This window comes from Prescottella equi (assembly GCF_020171745.1).
Taxonomy (GTDB): domain Bacteria; phylum Actinomycetota; class Actinomycetes; order Mycobacteriales; family Mycobacteriaceae; genus Prescottella; species Prescottella equi_A.
Window position 1 is genome coordinate 1 of sequence record NZ_JAIVAH010000035.1, and the last position, 17,205, is coordinate 17,205.

Sequence of the window (17,205 nt, forward strand, 5' to 3'; positions counted from 1 at the left end):
ACCGCGAGGGTGTCCGACTCGGCTACCCGCCACTTGAGGTTGGCCTCGTGATCGACCCGTTCGTGATCGACCGGGCGATGGACCCGTACCGCAAAGGCAAGCGCACGCTCGAGGCGACCTGCAACGCGTACGGCGTCCGCCTCGACGACGCCCACTCGGCTAGTGGCGACGCCCTCGCGGCGGCGCGGCTGGCATGGAAACTGGCGCGCAAGTTCACTCGACTCTCCGGGCTCGACATCATGGCCGAGCAGGCGAAGTGGCACGCCGACCGTCAGGCCGACTTCGCCGCCTACCTGCGCCGTGAAGGCAAGGATGCGAGCGACGTCAATGGCGACTGGCCGATGCGTGGCCGGATGCCAGTAGCGGAGCCCGTACAGGCAACCCTGGACGAGCAGGTGGTGGCATGACCCTCACTTCCGACGACTGCCTCGCTGCAGAGGTAGCCATCCACCGCACCTGGCTCGATCACGCGGAGGCCGCACTCGACCAGTGCATCGCACTCGGAGTGCCGTTCTCCGCTGACACCCTCCACCAGTTCATCCCCAAGGGTGTTGAACCACACCACGACAACGCCATCGGAGCGTTCTTCAACGCCGCCCGACGGGCAGGGCGCATCAAGCACACCGGCCGATACGTCGTCGCAACCCGCGGCAGTCGGCACGGCAACCGCAACGGACTCTGGACGAGGGGGCCCAACGCATGACCGACACCGACAGCACGCCGCGGGTCTTCACTGTCGCCGACGGCGCCACCCGCCTCGGGCAGACGGAGGCCTGGTACCTCCGCCAGCTTCGCGGCCGCCACCTTCCCGGCCACAAGATCGGCCGCAAGTGGATGCTCACCGAGGGCGACATCCGCCAGGCGCTCGAGCTGACCGCGGTTGCCGCGACCCCGCGGGTGGCTGATCCTGCTGGCCTCACGCGAACATCCCGGCGACGCATCGGCCAGAAGATCGCATGACACTCGCGGTCGTCGACCTCTACGGCCCGGACGGCAAGCGCATCAACGAGCGATGCTCCCTCGGCTGGCACGCAGCCTTCATCCACAGCCAGCCGGCACCCGCCCCCATCCGCGTCATCGACCCCGTTTTCGGGCGCGGCTGGGGGTGGATCTGCAACGACTGCACCACCATCCAGAAACGAGAAGAGGCGGCGTAATGGAGAAGGTCTGGCTGTCCTCGACCTACTACATGGACCCCAAGCTCGCGGGCTGCAACGCCTCCGTCGAGCGCATGTTCACCAGGCTCCTCGCCTACGCCGGCAACGCAGAGACGCGCGGGTTCCTCCCCGAAAACGTGCACATTTTGGTCGGAATTCCACGCGGAAAGGACGCGGTTTCGGAGCTAGTTCGTCGCAAGGTTCTACACGCTTTGGACGAAGGCGGATTCGAGTTCGTGAGCTGGTCGCACTGGCAGGAAAGTGGCGACAAGCTGGTGGAACAGCGAGCCAAGGACCGCGATCGGAAGCGTCGAAAGCGCGCCGAGAAGGCTGATCTGTCCGCGGACACGTCCGCGGATGTCCACCCCCATAGAAGAGAAGAGAAGAGAAGAGAAGAATCTAGTGGTTACGTAGAGAGGGAATCTCGCGTGAGCAACGCGCCCGCGATCGAACCCCCAACCGCCGCAACCCCGCCCGAGCCACGCTGCCCGCAGCATCTCGACAATCCGACGACTGCGGCATGCCGGCCATGCGGCGACGCGAGACGAGCGCGGCAGGCATGGGATGCCGATCAGGAGCGGGCTCGGAAGCTCGCGATCTCCGAGGCGGCGCACCAGTCCGCACTCGCCAGGTCGCTCGCGATCGCCGACTGCGGGATGTGCGACGACGAGGGCTATCTCGGCACGATCCTGTGCGACCACGACCCCGAGACGCCCGAGCGAACCCAGCGAGGCATCGCGGAGTGCCGTGCGGCGATCGGGAAGGCGCGTATCGCATGAGACTGCGGGGGAACGTATTTCGTGCGGCAGCGTCGAAGCTGGGCGGCAAAGCGCGGGTGTGGGGGATGGGTGTGGCCGCCACTAATTCCGCGCTCCGTGTGCGTACGGGATTTCGTTGGCTCAAACTGTTGCGTGAATGCACGCAACCGAATACCATCGATGTAACCCGGTGCAACGGGTCTCAATCGGAAGGAATCCCCATGCGAACGCTTATCGAGCGTGGCGAAGTCATCGCCCTCGACTGCTCCCACCCGGACACGATCCTGTTCTACGACCCCAGTTACGGCCCGTACGAGAAGTGTGTGGAGTGCGAGGTCATCCTCGACGAGGAGGACGCGCCGGCCGCGACCACTGACAACGATCTGACGGACGACGAGCTGCCCGTCGACGAGGTGACGGTGTGGGTGTGCTGGTGGCTCGGCGCACTGACGGCGACCGCGGTCCTCGGGCTGCACCTGCTGTGGGCGTGGGTGACGGCATGAGTGAGAAGCTGCGCTGGAAGATCGCCCACCACCTGAACAAACTGCAGCGGTTCTGCTGGTCCGACCTCGTGATGTGGGCCCTCGGCTGGCATAAGCGGGACGGTGTGAGCCTCCGTGACCTACAGGGTGGATCAAGCCTCTGCAAGCGGGAGGCCGCCCAACCCGGCTGCTCGTGCAACTGCGGCAAGTTCCGCGGACCGGGCTTTGGCGGTGCCGCATGAACGCCGAACTGGTCACCAACGACAACCCCGTCCAGGACACCGTCGTCGACGTCCTCCGCTACCGCATCGAAGACCGCATCCGTTACGCGACCGTGCGCCTCGCCCTCGACGGCGACCTCGACGACGTGATGTGCGTCGAAATGCCGCTCCACGACCTCGAAATCAGGAGGGCCGCATGAGCTTCGAACGCCACCTGCAGGTGCAGCTCGACCGCCTCGGCCGCGACCACCGCGACATCGACGACGAGCATCCGCGGTCGTGCTTCTGCCCGACCTGTGACCCCGACTATCACATCGAACTGCGACGAGACCGGGAGTGCGCGCAGTGAGCATCTACACGATCACCGTCAAAGCCTGCGACGACAGCATCACCATCCAGGCCGACCTGACAGGCGCCGGCGCTGCAGCAGTCGCGAAGGTCGCTCGCGCCATCACCGCATCGAGTTCGTGGAGCGGTCAGCCCGTGATGTACATCGCGACGGGCGCCCACGAGTTCGCGGACGAGACAGGGGATGACCTGTGAGCAACCCGAACAAGGCCAAGGGTGACCGCGCTGAGCGCGCCGTCCGCGACTACCTCCGCGCCAACGGCTTCCCGCACTGCGAACGCACCCGCGCCGGCTACACCCGCGACGCCGGCGACCTCCACCCTGCACCCGGACTCACTGTGCAGGTGAAGGACCGCGCCCAGTACGCGTGGCCCGAGTGGCTGCGGCAGCTCGACGAGCAGCGCCAGGAGGCCAAGGCGGATCACGCCATGCTCGTCGTCAAGCGCCGCGGCCTAGGCGATCCGGGGGAGTGGCTCGCAGTCATGCCGCTCGCTGCGATCGCCCGCCTGTTGCGCGATGCCGGGTACGGCGACGTGCTCGAGGGGGTGGCGTGATGACCGCCTTCGACCTCTACGGCTTCTCGACCTTCGATCCGAACGTCGTCGACACCCGGCACGAGCTGCTGTGCCCCGGCTGCCGCGTCTGCGACCACGACGCCGGCGGCCCCTACGACCGCGACTACACCGACATCTACAACCCCGACGGCACCAGGAAGGCAACCCGATGATCCAACAGGCCAGGAACCGTGAGCGGATCATCCGTGCCGACCGCGCCTACGGGGCCGTCAACGACTGGCCCGAGGCACTCGGCGAACCCATCAAACTCCTCGCCACCATCCTCCAGGGCACACCCCGCCTCGACGGCGCCGCCTGCGTCGGTGAGGACCCCGAACTGTTCTTCCCCGACAGCCGGGACTACGCCGCCCAAACCAAGGCCGCACAGATCTGCAACGGCTGCCCAGTGCGCGACACCTGCAGCACCTGGGCCACGGAAACCAACCAGCGGCAGGGCGTCTGGGGTGGCATCGACCGCACCACGCCGATCAGATCCAAGGCCACCGACACCCACTGCAAGAACGGGCACCCGTGGACCGACGAGACGACGTACTGGAATCCACGCAAGAACCGGAAGCCGTACCGGGTCTGCAAGACCTGCCGCACCGAGAACCTCTCCGAAAGCGACGAGCGGCGGGCTCAGGTGGGCCAGCTGACCCGAGCCGGCCTGTCCGTCGAGCAGATCGCCGTGGCGCTGCGTTTGTCGCCGCGGCATGTCAATCGCCTACGGGCTGCGGCATGACCGCCCGCGGCATCACCAACCCCGACAAGGAGACCCAGCGATGAGCACCATCACCCGTGAGCGGCTGATCGACGTGACCGCGACCGCGATCACGGACACGGACGACGACTTTTCCACCGTCCGCGAAGCCGCCGAGTACATCCTCGACGCCATACTCGCTGCCCTGCATCCCGAGGTCGCCACCACTGAGGAACTGGCGGCACTACCCCCTGGGTCGGTTATCCGCGAACCGGACGGCGCGATCGGCATGGTCATGGTGGCGCGCGACAAGCGGCGCGTCATCGGGTGGCCCGGCACCCTTCCCGTCAACGAGCTGGACGAGGTGGTCCACGCTGCGTGTGGCGACCCTCTGACCGTCATCTACCGCCGCGACACCCAGGAGACCCGATGACCGACACGATCACGCCTGCATCGACGTTCACCGCGGAGGAGTGGCGAGCCGGGGAGAGGATCGCCCGTGCCAACGGATTCGTGGGCGAAGCGGACCACTACGCCGCGCAGGCCGCCCGTTTGGAGGCCGAGTCTGCCCGCGACGAGGAAGCGGAACGGCTTGCGAACGAGGAGGCGGAGCGCCTGGCGAAGGTGATGTGGTCGGCGAACCCTCGCGGGCGGGCATGGGAAAGCCTGTCGGCTGAGAGCCGCGAGATCAAGGTGGCCTGCGCTCGTGCCGGGCTCGATCGGCTGGCGGCTGATGGGCGTCTACTCCCCGAAGGCGGGACGGTGCTCACGGAGGAGCAGGTGGCGAATTTGCGGTGGCTGATGGCGCAGTACGTCGGCTTCGATGGCGATATCGATTGCCCGCCGTACGCGAGCCTGGACGCACTGTTCACCCCGCCTGCTGTGTCTGTCCCGGACAGCGGGCCGGATGGCACACCGGAGAAGCCCTGGCCGACATGGCAGGACGTGCCGGAAGGCGTGAAGTACCGGAGCCGCGACGAGCACGGCGATGTCATCGGCAACTGGTGGTGGTGGAACCAGAAGGGCATCCGCTACACCGAGAACGAATGCGGGCACCCGCGGGCATCGAAGACGTCCGAGGAGCGCATGACCAACCACTACGCCCCGTTTGTGCGTGTGGACGGAGACAAGGCATGACGACCGCGCAGACATGTCCGGCATGTGGCGCAGCAGCCCTGGAGATCGAGTGGCGTTTGGAGCCGAAGCCGATCGGCTCTCACTCGCTGGCGGGTGTGCAGATGAAGGTGGCGGCGACGTCGTGGCCGTGGATGGTGTGCCGGTCGTGCGGCGTGGAAGCGAAGGGGAAGAGGGAATGAGCACTGCGGAACAGATCATCGCCGACGTCCTCGGCGAGCATGGAACCAAGGCCTACGTCGCCGCGCATGTGGCGGCTGCACTCACCAACGCCGGCAAGACGATCGTGGAGCAGGAGAACGTCGAGTGGGCCATCGTCGGCGTGGACGGCCAAGACGAGTGGATCGACACCGGCGAGCACGAGGGGCATCTCTCCTCGCAAGAGAAGGCTCAGCAGCGCGTCGATGACTACTACCGCGGCGACGAGACGGCCATCGTGGTTCGCCGCTTCGTCACCGAGTGGCAACCCGTGGCTGCTGCTCGTGTGGCGGAGGGCGGTGAGCGCGGTGAGTGACTGGATCGAATCGCACCCCGGGAAGTTGGGCGGCATCCCGTGCATCCGCGGCACCCGTGTTCCCGTCGACCAGGTCGTCAACCTGATGGTGGATTGCACGGACGAGGAGATCGTCGGGTTCTACCCAACGGTTCCCATCGAAGCTGTTGCGGCACTTCGAGCGGGGGGCGGTGACCAGCCGTGAGCGTCTGCAAGCATTGCGGTACCGCCACCCCGAAGGAGCAGCCATGACCAACACCGCCCCGATCATCGGTTACATCGTTGTCTCCAAGCTGGCACGGGGGGACGGCGGATTCGGCTACATCGACGTGAGTCCGCTGTGCACGGAACGGACGCACGCCGAGATCAACCGCGATGGGTGGCTCGAGATGGCGAAGAAGCATCCAGTCCGCTACCGGGACACCGAGTTCATCATCGCCGAAGTCAGGGGGAACGCATGACCGACGACCAAGGCTGGTACATCCCACTCCACGAGCAGGACGCCCTCGCAGCACTCCTCCGCGACGAGGTGCCCGACATCCTCGCCGCCCTCGCCGCCTGCATCACGGCAGAAGGCCACCGCACCCGCATCAGCTACGACCCCAAGGTCACCAACGGCAGCGACGAACAACCCCTCCCGTACGACGACAGCGCACAGGAAGCCGCTGACGCACTCGGCAACGAACTCGCCACGTGGGTCCGTCACACCTGTGAGCACCGCGGCATCGACTACGCCGGCGCCTGGTCCCCGGCGGGCTGGGCGAAGTGGCTGGCCGACAACGTCATCGCCCTCGCCCTCACACCCGGTGCCGAGGAAGCGCCGGGCATGATCGGGCAGGCCGTGACCGCGGCGCGACGGGCGGCGCGGGTTCCGAAGCGGCGCACATGGGGTGGCAGCGTCGAGGAGGCGGGGGCGACAAGGCTGAACGCCCGCGGCCTCGAAGTCCTGGCGCGGGAGATGGGCGGCGATTGGGCGGGATTGACCCGCCGCCGCGTCCGTACCCTCCACGATGCGAAGCTCATCAGCCCCGTCGACGTCGACGAGCAGTCTGACGAACCAGCCATCTACCTCGCGGGGGATGTTCTGGCGGCGCACGTGCAGTACCCGACGAGAGGGCGGAAGACGGCATAGGTGGTGTGGGCGTCACGCCAGGCCAACGGGGAAGATCAATATCGCACCCCACTGAACAGGAGACGTATAGGTGACTGACACCGCCCCCCATCGCCCACTTGGTGAACTAAAAGTGGCAAGCCTCCGCGGCATCCTCTACCACGCACAACGTGTGGGCGAACCCGTCACGATCACCACCGCTGCCGATGGGATCGTCGGCACCGTCGTCAACTTCTATGACGGCGACGACATGGAAGATGCCGCCGTCACCCTCCGGGGAATCCAAGGCGAGGTCACCCATTGGATCGCCCTCCGCCACATTGTCCGCATCAGCACGTATTAGCCCGGAGGGCGGCCTCTAAGCCAACCCCATGTGCTAAGCTGACGCCGCAGGCGCGAGAGTTGTATCCACAACCTCGCGCCTTTGGTGTTCACGGGGCATGTCAGTTGTCGACGGCCAATAGACTGGCTAGCTCCGCTTTACATACGTCTTCTGTCGCATCGCACGCCTCGCGAAGCCTGATCCACTCCCCATCGAAGTCCTCGAATGAGGTTGGCTCAGATTGTTTCAGTGCGATGACGACTGTTAGGGCGGATGAGAAGAGATCGCTTCCAGCCAATCGCAAGTGTTCAAAACTGAGTTGAATCTTGTCGCCTGCCACAAGGCTGACAGCATGGTGTCGCATCTGAGCCTCGGTGTAGCTCTGACGGAGAGTGCCCACTACATCATCATCAAATTTCACCTTGGCCCGAAACTCGCTCGCGTCCTGGGACACCTTGATCCAGCCTCCAAGTGCGGAGACCATCGCGTCTTTCATTTCCTCGCGGTTCTTCCAGCGGGCCTCTATGGACGCTTCTTCTAGTCGTGCACGCTGTTGGGCATCAAACTGGGTCTGCGCCTGGATACGCTGCTCACCCAGCTGCGTTTCGAACTGTCGCCGCTGCTCGGTCAGCGTCTGTGTGAACTGAGTTCGGGTGTCCTTCCGCGATTCGCGGCCACCTACATAGGTGATCACGGCCGCAAGTAGGACTCCCGAACCCGCAATAAGTGTGGCCTGAGCTTGAGTCAGGTCGCCCCACCAAGACATGTTCCCCTCCTGCACAGATGGACCTGGGGCGAAACCCCTCACCCCAGGAGTCAGTTAACCAGCACAACAATGGTTTGCGGCACACGCGTCGGGCGCTTTACAGCCCGCCTCCCTCCGGGACAGTGCCGCACCCCGCGAGCAGCTTGCCAGCGCCCGGGGATACGGCGCCCCGTCGACTATCTCCCCCTGTCGGCGGGGCGCACCTACTTCCGTCGATGAGGGTTCACAGCGCCGCGTCTTCGGCCTCTGGCCGCGACACGCCGTCCGTGCTCAGTGAGGTGCAATCGTCCAGGCATAGTTGAATCCCTTGCATGCAAATCAAGAGGGGCCAGGTGGTCGGCGGTGTGGGTATCGCAGCTACCGCTATGGGCGGGTACCTTGCCGGTCGTGCCTTCGCGATTCCAGGTTCCTCTGAGTTCTGGGATATTGCAGCTCAGCCAGTCGCGACCGCGTTCGCTGGAATCGGTGCGATAGCTGCCGGCGCGCTGGCCTTTGCCAACGGTCATCGCACTCGCCTTCAAGATGCGAGACATCATGCGGAGTCATCAGAGCGGGATCGCGAAGCGGGACTTAGGGTTCGGTATACAGAGTCGGCGAAGCAGCTTGCAGACGAGAACCCGGCGATCCGCGAAGCAGGTGTCTATGCAGTAGCTGCTCTCGCCGACGACTGGCATCGATTCGGAGCAAGAACGAGCCAGCGCGAATTGGGTGATTCTGAGCAGCAAGTGTGTGTCAATCTTCTCTGCTCATACTTGCGTGCGAACCGACACCAGGACGCCGCCGAAGCGCGATCGGAGCAGGCTGAGCGACAAGAGGGCGCGGTCCGCTCCACGGTCGTGTCGGTCCTACGTCTGCGACTCAACCGATGGCGGGAGCAAGGTGTAGCAACGCTTGATCTGGCGGGTGCGGATTTGCGCGGCGAGAACCTGGAAGGTCTCGATTTCTCGAAAGCGAATCTCACGAAGGCTGATCTCTCGAACGCGAATCTGCTGTCTGCGGATCTCTCTGGCGCACTGTTGAGCAACGCGAATCTGTTCGACGCCACCCTGATCGCAGCCAACCTGTGCGGCGCTTCCATGCACGGGGTTCGAGGCTGTCGTGCCAGTTTCAGCGCTGCGCAGATGCGAGCCGCCTACATCGTGGAGGCGAATCTTGAGGACGCAGAGCTCATCAGGGTTGACTTGACTGCGGCGCATGTCATCAGGTCCAACCTATCTCACGCTAACCTGTTTGAAGCCAACTTGGATCAGTGCAACCTGTGGGGCGTTGACCTCACCAAGACGGGCGTAACGCCGGCGCAGCTCGATAGCGCGAATTGGGCGGATCTTGACACCACAACAATCGTCGAGCCGAATGATGGAATCCTTTAGAGTCTTGCCCTACCACCTCCACCTCAAACCCGGTCAAGCCGACAACCTGGACAAGCCGGAAGTCAAGCACAGAGGCTTCACCCTGTTCAAGCGCTAACCACCCGCACGGGCGGACCCACCCGGACGGAGGTGAGCCGTGGCAGAGGAACTCACCCCCGAACGCGAAGCCGCCATCCGCGAAGGCCACGCCCTCGGACGCTCACAAGCCGACATCGCCCGGGAACTCGAAGTGCCGCAGCCGATCGTGTCCCGATGGGCGAAGAAGCTCGGCATCGTCTGGACCATCTCCCCGAACGTCGCCGCGATGAACGACAAGACGCGAGAACGCATCGCGGCCGGGCGGGCACTCCTCGCTGAGGCTGCACTCGCCGACGCCCTCGCGCTCCGCGAACGCATCTGGGACCAGTACGAAGTCGTTGCCTCCACTCCAGCCGGACCCGAGCGCATCACCCTCGACCTGCCCGACGCCAAGGCCGTCTCCGACTTCTCCAACGCCGTCCAGAAGCTCGTCGCCACCCACGAGAACCTCACCCGTCTCGGCGCCGGCAGTAGCGCGGACCACGCCAAGTCGATGCTCATGCAGATGCAGGAAGCCCTACAGCAGGCCGTCGAACTGGAAGAGGCGCAGGAGGCCGAGTGAGCATCCTCGACGACCTGTCGATCAGCCGCAAACAGGCCCGCTCCATCGCCCTCGCCAACGCCGACGCCTCCAAGTCCCAGATGAACCTGTGGCACGGCGCCGTCCGCTCCGGCAAAACCGTCGGATCGCTGGTGAAGTTCCTGATGAAGATGGCCGACGGCGCAGACCTCACCGGCGAGAGCGTCGTGATCGGCCGCACCCGAGACACCGTGTACCGCAACCTCATCGCACCGCTGCAGGACCCGAAGATCTACGGGCCGTGGGCTGAGCATGTCCGTTACAACCGCGGCGCACCCACCGCCGACATCTTCGGGCAAGAGGTCCACGTCATCGGCGCCTCCGATGTCCGCTCCGAGGCCGTCATTCGAGGCATGACGATCAAACGGTCGTACTGCGACGAGATCAGCCTCATGGCTGAGGACTTCGTCAACATGCTCGTCTCCCGACACTCCGTCGAGGGCGCATGGCTGGGCGCGACGACCAACCCGGACGGACCGAAGCACCCGTTGAAGGTGAACTACATCGACCGGGCCGGCGAGATGGGGCACCGGATCTTCCACTTCGAGCTGGAAGACAATCGGCGCTTCCTGCCCGACGGCTACATCGAGAACCTGTCCCGGCAGTACACCGGGCTGTGGCACGACCGGTTCATCAAGGGCCTGTGGACGATGGCCGACGGTGTCATCTACGAGTGCTTCGACCCAGCCCGGCATGTGGTCGACAAGCTCCCGACGATGCAGCGCGTGCTCGCCGTCGGCATCGACTACGGCACCACGAACCCGACCCGCGGCATCAAACTCGGCCTCGGCGACGACAACCGGCTGTACGCCATGGCTGAGTGGGCGCCGGCGCAGGGCACGACCGCGGAGCTCGAGCGCAGCCTGCGCACGTTCTGCGAGACCGACGCCCCTGACTACCTGTTCGTCGACCCGTCCGCGGCGCCACTCAAGCTGCAACTCAACCGCGACGGCTGGACGAACTACGCCAACGGCTCCAACAAGGTGTCCGCCGGCATCGGCCTCGTTAGCGCGCTCCTGTCGACCGACCAACTGCTCATCCATTCGTCGTGCACCGAACTGCTCGGGGAGATTCCCGGCTACGTGTGGGACACCAAGGCCGCGCAGAAGGGGGAGGACGCGCCCGTGAAGTTCAACGACCACGCCGTCGACGCACTGCGTTACGCCGTCGCCACCTCCCGCCCGATGTGGCAGCCATTCCTCCCGACTATCGACGCCGCCAAGCGGCTCCCCGACGAACGAATCGAGGTGGCCGCGTGAGCCTGCCCGAAGCGAACACGGCCTGGCCGCCGCCCGAACTCGCCGCCGTCACCGCCCGAGTCCAGGAATCCCACGTCTGGTGGGAAGGCGACCCCACCAAGCTCAGCGCCTTCTACGGCAGCGAGCAAGGCCGCACCAGCCCATCCGGCATCAAGGCCCGCACCAAGGCCGCGGTCGACGCGTTCTGGGGTCGCACCCCGACGCCCGCCGGCCAGGCCCCGAAGCGCTACCACGCGCCGATCGCCGGTGTCATCGCGAAGCTGTCCGCGACCGAACTGTTCAACGAGGCCGTCAAGTTCCTCGACGCGGGCAAGGACAAGGACGTCCAGGCGCACATCGACCGCATCTTCAACATCCCGCGGTTCCACTCGAGCCTCCTCGAAGCGGCCGAGTCCTGCTCGGCACTGTCGGGCAACTTCCAGCGCGTCGTGTGGGACACCGAGATCGCCGACCACGCCTGGATCGACTTCGTGGACGCCGACCGCGCCATCCCCGAGTTTCGTTGGGGCAGGCTGGTCGCGGTCACGTTCTGGTCCGAGCTGGCCGGCGGCGACGACCGGGAAGTGTGGCGGCACCTCGAGCGCCACGAGCCCGGCCACATCGTCCACGCCGTCTATCAGGGCACCGCATCGAACCTCGGCAAGATGATGGCCCTCACTGACCATCCAGCCACCGCCGGCATCACCGTCGATGGAGCGGATGAGGGACGCGGATCCTGGGTCGAGACGGGCGTGAAGGACCTCACCGCGGCGTACGTGCCGAACGTGACCCCGAATCCGGAATGGCGGCACGACCCGAAGCTGAAGAACCTCGGCCGCGCCGACATCTCCACCGACCTAATCCCGACCTATCACGAGCTGGACCGCATCTACTCCTCGCTCGTGCGGGACTTCCGGCTCGGCGCCGGCAAGGTCCACGCATCGGAGTCGGTGCTGACGAATCTCGGTATGGGGCAGGGTCTCGCGTTCTCGGAGGAGCAGGAGATCTACTCCCGCGTCGGCTCTGGTGGCTTCACCGGCGACGGTGACATGAAGTCGATCTTCGAGTTCTTCCAGCCCCAGATCCGCGTCCTCGAGCACGACCAGGGCGGGCAACTGCTTCTCCGTGAGGTGCTGCGGAAGACCGGCTACAGTCCCGTCTCGCTCGGCCTGTCGGATGAGGTGGTGCAGACCGCGACGGAGGCGATCGGCAAGAAGGATCTCACCGTCAAGACGACCGGCGCGAAGTCCCGCCACTGGGGCTCCGCACTGGCGCCGCTCTCCACGACCACGCTGCGCGTCGATGCCCACCTGTTCGGGCATCCGGCGCCGACGGAGGAGTTGGAGTTGGAGTGGCCGCAGTTCGCCCGCGAGCCCGATGAGGCGAAGGCGCGAACGGTCCAGGCGTGGGAGGCCGCGAAGGCCGCGTCGACCAGGACGAAGGTGGGCTACCTCCACTCGGACTGGGACGACAAGAAGGTCCAGGAGGAAGCCGACCTCATCGACAAGGCCAACACGATCACCGTCCCGGACTTCTCCGGCGGGTTCGGTGGGGATCAGCCGCCACTGCCCGACGACGGAACCACCGCGAGCGATGAGGCGGTCGACGGAGGGGAGTAGCCGATGGCGCTGGACCCCTCCGAAGCCGCGGGCATCCCCAATAAGCTGATCGCCCTCTACTCCGACGCTGAACTCGCGCTGCTCGCGGCGATGACGCAGGCGATCATCTCCGGCATTGATACGCCGGAGTGGGAGGCGATGCAGCCGCAGGAGATGCTGCGGTTCCGGCACTTAGCCGAATCCATTGCCGCGCAACTGCAGGCGCAGATGCCGTCGATGGTGACCGATGCGATCGTCGAGGCCGCTGCCCGTGGCCGTGCCGCCGCGGACGCCGACCTCGCCGACGTACCGACTGCAATGCCGAAGCCACCGGAGCTGTACCTGCCGGCGCCGCGAACGCGTCAGGCTGCGCAGCAGGCGTGGCTGACGCTCGCGCAGTTCACGCAGCAGATCCCCGGCAATGCTGTCGGCCTGTATGGGCAGGTGATCACGCAGGTGCGGATGCGCAGCGCGAGCGCGGCCCGGGCGAAGCAGTCGGCGGGCGAGTTGTTCGGCAATCAGATGGCGCCGGGCGAACGGCTGGAAGCGGTACAGATGTCGCTAGATCAGCTGACGAAGCGCGGCATCACCGGTTTCCGCGATAGCCGCCAGCGCAACTGGTCGATGACGTCGTACCTCGAGATGAAGTCCCGGACGATCATCAACCAGACGCTCATCGACTCGCATACGGACCGGATGGTGGAACGCGGCCAGGACTTGATCGTCGTGTCCTCACACCGCAATCCGGCGCCGCAGTGTCAGCCGTTCGAGGGCCAGGTGCTCAGCATGTCCGGCGAGACCGGCACCGTGATCCGCCCGTCAGCGGTCGGTGGACACGGCGTGAAGGTGCGGATCAGGGCGACGCTCGAGCAGGCTCGCGCCGCAGGATTCCAGCACCCGAACTGTGGGCACGCCGTCTCGGCGTTCGTGCCCGGAGCCTCGCGCACGTTCAAGACCGAGCCGAACCCTGAGGGGTACGAGGCGACACAGCAGCAGCGGGCGATGGAACGCGCCATCCGCGACACCAAACGCCAACTCGCTGTGGCGGCCACCCCGCAGGCGAAACGTGAACTCCAGCATCGCCTCAAAGCGCAGCAGGTAGCACTGAAAGCGCACATCGACGAACACGACCTGAAACGCCGGCCGAAGCGAGAGGGCATCACCGGTGAGTATCGACCAGTGCCGCCTCGCACTGGTACACCACCTCGGGGACCGGCGGGCCCGCCACCGACACGCACAGGCGGCGGAGGCGGAAACAATGGGGGCGACGGGGATGATCCCGAAAGCTGGGTCGATCCGTCCATTACAGGGCTGTCCGACGATGAGATTCGCGACATGGCCAAGGGACTCCACTTCCCGAGATACACCCAGGCCAACCAGCCGAACGCGGTCCGCCTCTACGGTGACGACGCCGTGTCCTTTCAGAACGTCGCGGCACACGCGCTGTATGGGCTCCAGACACAGAAGTCGAAACGGAAGCGGAAGCAGGCTGGGCACAAGAGCGGGATCATGGCCCACGGGAAGACGTGGTTCCCCCGCGACATGAGCGACCAGGACGTCCTAGACACCATCGTTCGCGTGCTCGACGACCCGGACTACTTCATGCCGATCGGCCCAGAGGGCGGCGGCAACGACCGGCGGGCTGTCGCGAAGCTCATCGACGGCAACCTCTTTGCAGTCCAGTGGTTCCCGAAGCCGGATGGCTCGAAGGTGTTCTCGGCGGCATTCCCCATCGGTGGGCGTGACATCTACCGATGGACCGAAACGGCCGATGAATCAGGTCGGCATGTTCACCATGTGCCGATAGACTGGGATGATTTCCGATCCAGATACAGGGAGGTGTGAAGTGGATAGCCCAGCAGTTCGCGAGGAGAAATGCGCACTGGCATTGCGCGATGCACTTCGCGACTCCCTGCCTGCCGGCGTGATGGGATCCGTCTGGACCTCCCTTGCCGGCGGGGAATTCGAGGACGCCTCTCGCGACATGCTCGACCATGCGGCGAAGCTACATGTGCCGATCCCCGATGACGCCCGCGATCTAGTCCGGGACGAGTTCCTCACTGGCGACTACGAGCCAGAGTTCGAGGATTGGGTACGCGCCCAGTTGGAGCAGATCCCCGCACGCTGACCTGAGAAGGCCCCGAGAGTGCAATGTTCCGGGGCCTTTCTCATGCCTGCTACAGGAGATCGTTTGGGGCTACCTGCCCAATGCAGTTTGACGACGATCGGCACTCGAACTCCATTGGTTTCGGTGGCTTCGTGAAGTTGAAACCGGAGATCGTCAGGTAGTACCGCCAGAGCGGGCTCCCACACTGGATGCATGGCACGCTGGTCGGTCGCAGCTCGCGAGTTGTCCCCATGCCGCGCAATCTACGGCAACGCCTTCCTGGCGCGCACAAGACTTCCCGCCGCATGGCGGACCCCGCAAAACCCATCCAGCCCCAAGCCGCACGGCACGGGGGCAATGCCGCATGGCATCAGAAGGAGAGCGCAATGGTGAACCTGATCGACAACCTTCAATTCCTCGTCGGAGCTGGCGTAGGTGTCGGCGTCGGTGACCCCACCGATCCGCCCGCTGACCCGGTAGATCCGCCCGTCGATCCGGTCGACCCGGTAGATCCCCCGGCCGATCCGCCCGCGGACGACCCGAAGGATGACGAGACCGACTGGAAGGCCATGGCGCGCAAGCATGAGCGCGACGCCAAGGCCAACCGGGCAGCGGCCGTCGAGCTCGAGAAGCTCAAGCAGGCGCAGATGACCGACGCCGAGAAGCAGGCCGCCGCAGTCAAGGCCACGGAGGAGCGCGCAGCCGCCGCCGAAGCGAAGGCCGCAGTCCTCGAAGCCGCCCTCGAACACGGGATCACCGACAAGAAGGATCTCGAACTCCTCGCCGGTCTCCCCGCCGACAAGGTCGCACCGTTCGCCAAGCGCATCGCAGCACAGAAGGCCCCCGCCGGCCGCTCCGGAAACCCGGTCGACGGCGAGAAGCCGAAGCCCAAGCCCACCACACTCACTGGCGCCATCGGCGCCCATTACGCCTAGGAGCCATTCATGGCTATCACCCTCGCCGAGTCCAAGCTCAACGCTCAGGAAGACTACGACCCCGCGGTCATCGACGAGTTCCGCAAGACCAACGCCGTCCTCGACTCGCTCGTCTTCGACGACGCTGTCTCGCCCACCGGCGGCGGCACCCTCGACTACGGCTACCGGCGCCAGGTCACCCAGGCAACCGCCGCGACCCGCGCCTACAACACCGAGTACACGGCACAGAACGTCACGACCGAGAAGAAGAGCATCACGCTCGCCGTCATGGGCGGCAGCTTCGAGGTCGACCGCGTGCTCGCCAAGCTCGGGCCCGCGGCGTCGAGCAACGTCGCCCTGAACGTCACGCAGAAGGTCAAGGCCGCCAACGCGAAGTTCAACGACGAGCTCATCAACGGCGACGTTGCCGTCGACGCCAACGGGTTCGACGGCCTCGACAAGGCGCTCACCGGATCGGCGACCGAGTTCAACGCCAGCACGGTGACGAACTGGACGGACTTCGACACCGACCAGCGCGCCGCCTTCAAGGCTCTCGACGTCCTCGACGAGTGGCTGTCGATGCTCGATGGCACCCCGACTGTCGTGGTCGGCAACACTAAGGCGCTGGCCCGCGTTCGCGCCCTCGCCCGCCGCTCCGGCATGTACACCAAGGACGCGATCGACGGGCTGATCGGCGCGAACGGCCGTCCCATCGAGCGCGAGTCCTACGGCGGAATCCTGTTCGTCGACGCCGGCGACAAGGCTGGCTCGTCCAGCCCGGTCATCCCGATCGAGGGTCGCACCGTCGGCACCGCGCAGACCGGCCTGACGGACCTGTACGCCTACCGCGTCGGTCTCGACGGCTTCCATGGCGTCTCCACCGTCGGCGGCCAGCTCGTGCAGACGTGGCTGCCCGACTTCTCCACCGCCGGCGCGGTGAAGAAGGGCGAGGTCGAACTCGGCCCGGTCGGCTGCGCACTCAAGGCCACCAAGGCGGCCAGCGTCTTCCGCAACATCAAGGTCCAGTGATGGCAATCGTGACCGCCCCGGTGGCGGACTACACGGGCGAAGTCGCTGGCGTGACGTTCGTCGCCAGCAAGGGTGAGACTGACGACGACAACGCGCTCGCGTATTTCCGTCGCCACGGCTACGAGGTGACGGAGACCAAGCGCGCACCTCGCGCCAAGGCTGCCGAGGACTGACCGCACGCCCGCCCCCCGCGCCCCCTTCCGGGCGCGGGGCTGGCGGGACCACGACTTGGTGGTTGGTGCGTC

At 65.7% G+C, this 17,205-nt stretch carries 31 protein-coding genes; 30 read left to right on the top strand and 1 reads right to left on the bottom strand.

Annotation, left to right across the window (positions count from 1 at the left end; all coding sequences use genetic code 11):
• From LCL87_RS24915 to LCL87_RS25015, 21 genes are all read left to right on the top strand, one after another.
• On the top strand, positions 1-407 hold a 407-nt coding region (locus tag LCL87_RS24915; protein WP_510850861.1), incomplete at its 5' end, for a 3'-5' exonuclease family protein.
• Entirely contained in the window at positions 404-703 is a 300-nt protein-coding gene (locus LCL87_RS24920; RefSeq protein ID WP_225024138.1) for a hypothetical protein, read from the top strand. The genes LCL87_RS24915 and LCL87_RS24920, both read left to right, overlap by 4 nt.
• Complete coding sequence (locus LCL87_RS24925) at positions 700-960, top strand: MerR family transcriptional regulator (RefSeq protein ID WP_225024139.1); 261 nt, start codon at positions 700-702, stop codon at positions 958-960. Before LCL87_RS24920 ends, LCL87_RS24925 begins: the two co-directional genes overlap by 4 nt.
• Positions 957-1,157 (top strand): hypothetical protein, encoded by a 201-nt coding sequence (locus LCL87_RS24930; RefSeq protein ID WP_225024140.1) that lies wholly within the window; start codon positions 957-959, stop codon positions 1,155-1,157. Before LCL87_RS24925 ends, LCL87_RS24930 begins: the two co-directional genes overlap by 4 nt.
• Before the next feature lie 32 nt (positions 1,158-1,189).
• On the top strand, positions 1,190-1,936 hold the full coding sequence (locus LCL87_RS24935) for a hypothetical protein (RefSeq protein WP_225024141.1): 747 nt from the start codon (positions 1,190-1,192) through the stop codon (positions 1,934-1,936).
• Between the two features lie 200 nt (positions 1,937-2,136).
• The gene (locus LCL87_RS24940) at positions 2,137-2,418 is read left to right on the top strand and encodes a hypothetical protein (RefSeq protein WP_225024142.1); all 282 of its coding nucleotides are present in this window, start codon (positions 2,137-2,139) and stop codon (positions 2,416-2,418) included.
• A complete protein-coding gene (locus tag LCL87_RS24945) occupies positions 2,415-2,639 on the top strand; it encodes a hypothetical protein (protein ID WP_225024143.1) in 225 nt (74 codons plus the stop codon). Before LCL87_RS24940 ends, LCL87_RS24945 begins: the two co-directional genes overlap by 4 nt.
• Positions 2,636-2,818, top strand: coding sequence for a hypothetical protein (locus LCL87_RS24950; RefSeq protein ID WP_225024144.1), 183 nt, complete (start codon positions 2,636-2,638; stop codon positions 2,816-2,818). Before LCL87_RS24945 ends, LCL87_RS24950 begins: the two co-directional genes overlap by 4 nt.
• The gene (locus LCL87_RS24955) at positions 2,815-2,967 is read left to right on the top strand and encodes a hypothetical protein (protein ID WP_225024145.1); all 153 of its coding nucleotides are present in this window, start codon (positions 2,815-2,817) and stop codon (positions 2,965-2,967) included. The genes LCL87_RS24950 and LCL87_RS24955 overlap by 4 nt, the downstream gene beginning before the upstream one ends.
• Positions 2,964-3,161 carry a hypothetical protein gene (locus LCL87_RS24960; protein ID WP_225024146.1) on the top strand — a complete coding sequence of 66 codons (198 nt, stop codon included), beginning with the start codon at positions 2,964-2,966 and terminating at the stop codon, positions 3,159-3,161. Before LCL87_RS24955 ends, LCL87_RS24960 begins: the two co-directional genes overlap by 4 nt.
• Positions 3,158-3,520, top strand: coding sequence for a hypothetical protein (locus LCL87_RS24965; protein WP_225024147.1), 363 nt, complete (start codon positions 3,158-3,160; stop codon positions 3,518-3,520). The genes LCL87_RS24960 and LCL87_RS24965 overlap by 4 nt, the downstream gene beginning before the upstream one ends.
• The gene (locus tag LCL87_RS24970; RefSeq protein WP_225024148.1) at positions 3,520-3,693 is read left to right on the top strand and encodes a hypothetical protein; all 174 of its coding nucleotides are present in this window, start codon (positions 3,520-3,522) and stop codon (positions 3,691-3,693) included. The genes LCL87_RS24965 and LCL87_RS24970 overlap by 1 nt, the downstream gene beginning before the upstream one ends.
• Complete coding sequence (locus tag LCL87_RS24975; RefSeq protein WP_225024149.1) at positions 3,690-4,262, top strand: WhiB family transcriptional regulator; 573 nt, start codon at positions 3,690-3,692, stop codon at positions 4,260-4,262. Before LCL87_RS24970 ends, LCL87_RS24975 begins: the two co-directional genes overlap by 4 nt.
• Positions 4,263-4,302: 40 nt before the next feature.
• Positions 4,303-4,653 (top strand): hypothetical protein, encoded by a 351-nt coding sequence (locus LCL87_RS24980; RefSeq protein ID WP_225024150.1) that lies wholly within the window; start codon positions 4,303-4,305, stop codon positions 4,651-4,653.
• Positions 4,650-5,357 carry a hypothetical protein gene (locus LCL87_RS24985; RefSeq protein ID WP_225024151.1) on the top strand — a complete coding sequence of 236 codons (708 nt, stop codon included), beginning with the start codon at positions 4,650-4,652 and terminating at the stop codon, positions 5,355-5,357. The genes LCL87_RS24980 and LCL87_RS24985 overlap by 4 nt, the downstream gene beginning before the upstream one ends.
• Positions 5,354-5,536 carry a hypothetical protein gene (locus LCL87_RS24990; RefSeq protein WP_225024152.1) on the top strand — a complete coding sequence of 61 codons (183 nt, stop codon included), beginning with the start codon at positions 5,354-5,356 and terminating at the stop codon, positions 5,534-5,536. The genes LCL87_RS24985 and LCL87_RS24990 overlap by 4 nt, the downstream gene beginning before the upstream one ends.
• Positions 5,533-5,868 (top strand): hypothetical protein, encoded by a 336-nt coding sequence (locus tag LCL87_RS24995; protein WP_225024153.1) that lies wholly within the window; start codon positions 5,533-5,535, stop codon positions 5,866-5,868. Before LCL87_RS24990 ends, LCL87_RS24995 begins: the two co-directional genes overlap by 4 nt.
• Positions 5,861-6,052 carry a DUF433 domain-containing protein gene (locus LCL87_RS25000; protein WP_225024154.1) on the top strand — a complete coding sequence of 64 codons (192 nt, stop codon included), beginning with the start codon at positions 5,861-5,863 and terminating at the stop codon, positions 6,050-6,052. The genes LCL87_RS24995 and LCL87_RS25000 overlap by 8 nt, the downstream gene beginning before the upstream one ends.
• Positions 6,053-6,095: 43 nt before the next feature.
• A complete protein-coding gene (locus LCL87_RS25005; RefSeq protein WP_225024155.1) occupies positions 6,096-6,308 on the top strand; it encodes a hypothetical protein in 213 nt (70 codons plus the stop codon).
• Positions 6,305-6,979 carry a hypothetical protein gene (locus LCL87_RS25010; RefSeq protein ID WP_225024156.1) on the top strand — a complete coding sequence of 225 codons (675 nt, stop codon included), beginning with the start codon at positions 6,305-6,307 and terminating at the stop codon, positions 6,977-6,979. Before LCL87_RS25005 ends, LCL87_RS25010 begins: the two co-directional genes overlap by 4 nt.
• A gap of 70 nt (positions 6,980-7,049) precedes the next feature.
• Positions 7,050-7,301: a hypothetical protein gene (locus tag LCL87_RS25015; protein WP_225024157.1), complete on the top strand. Its 252-nt coding sequence runs from the start codon at positions 7,050-7,052 to the stop codon at positions 7,299-7,301.
• A 100-nt stretch (positions 7,302-7,401) separates the two neighbouring features.
• Here LCL87_RS25015 and LCL87_RS25020 read toward each other — a convergent pair whose 3' ends face one another.
• Entirely contained in the window at positions 7,402-8,046 is a 645-nt protein-coding gene (locus LCL87_RS25020) for an ATP-binding cassette domain-containing protein (protein ID WP_225024158.1), read from the bottom strand.
• 311 nt (positions 8,047-8,357) lie between these two features.
• Here LCL87_RS25020 and LCL87_RS25025 point away from each other — a divergent pair, with 311 nt between their 5' ends.
• The 9 genes from LCL87_RS25025 to LCL87_RS25065 all read left to right on the top strand — a co-directional run bounded on the left by LCL87_RS25025 (position 8,358) and on the right by LCL87_RS25065 (position 17,133).
• Complete coding sequence (locus LCL87_RS25025) at positions 8,358-9,416, top strand: pentapeptide repeat-containing protein (protein WP_225024159.1); 1,059 nt, start codon at positions 8,358-8,360, stop codon at positions 9,414-9,416.
• A gap of 136 nt (positions 9,417-9,552) precedes the next feature.
• Entirely contained in the window at positions 9,553-10,056 is a 504-nt protein-coding gene (locus LCL87_RS25030; protein WP_225024160.1) for a hypothetical protein, read from the top strand.
• The gene (locus LCL87_RS25035) at positions 10,053-11,333 is read left to right on the top strand and encodes a terminase large subunit domain-containing protein (RefSeq protein WP_225024161.1); all 1,281 of its coding nucleotides are present in this window, start codon (positions 10,053-10,055) and stop codon (positions 11,331-11,333) included. The genes LCL87_RS25030 and LCL87_RS25035 overlap by 4 nt, the downstream gene beginning before the upstream one ends.
• Complete coding sequence (locus tag LCL87_RS25040; RefSeq protein WP_225024162.1) at positions 11,330-12,931, top strand: hypothetical protein; 1,602 nt, start codon at positions 11,330-11,332, stop codon at positions 12,929-12,931. Before LCL87_RS25035 ends, LCL87_RS25040 begins: the two co-directional genes overlap by 4 nt.
• 3 nt (positions 12,932-12,934) lie before the next feature.
• Positions 12,935-14,755 (top strand): phage minor capsid protein, encoded by a 1,821-nt coding sequence (locus tag LCL87_RS25045; RefSeq protein WP_225024163.1) that lies wholly within the window; start codon positions 12,935-12,937, stop codon positions 14,753-14,755.
• A gap of 1 nt (position 14,756) precedes the next feature.
• Positions 14,757-15,038, top strand: a complete 282-nt coding sequence (locus LCL87_RS25050; RefSeq protein WP_225024164.1) for a hypothetical protein — start codon at positions 14,757-14,759, stop codon at positions 15,036-15,038.
• A gap of 365 nt (positions 15,039-15,403) precedes the next feature.
• Positions 15,404-15,952: a hypothetical protein gene (locus tag LCL87_RS25055; RefSeq protein WP_225024186.1), complete on the top strand. Its 549-nt coding sequence runs from the start codon at positions 15,404-15,406 to the stop codon at positions 15,950-15,952.
• A 9-nt stretch (positions 15,953-15,961) separates the two neighbouring features.
• Positions 15,962-16,960, top strand: coding sequence for a major capsid protein (locus LCL87_RS25060; RefSeq protein WP_225024165.1), 999 nt, complete (start codon positions 15,962-15,964; stop codon positions 16,958-16,960).
• Entirely contained in the window at positions 16,960-17,133 is a 174-nt protein-coding gene (locus tag LCL87_RS25065) for a hypothetical protein (RefSeq protein ID WP_225024166.1), read from the top strand. The genes LCL87_RS25060 and LCL87_RS25065 overlap by 1 nt, the downstream gene beginning before the upstream one ends.
• The last annotated feature ends 72 nt before the right edge of the window (positions 17,134-17,205 follow it).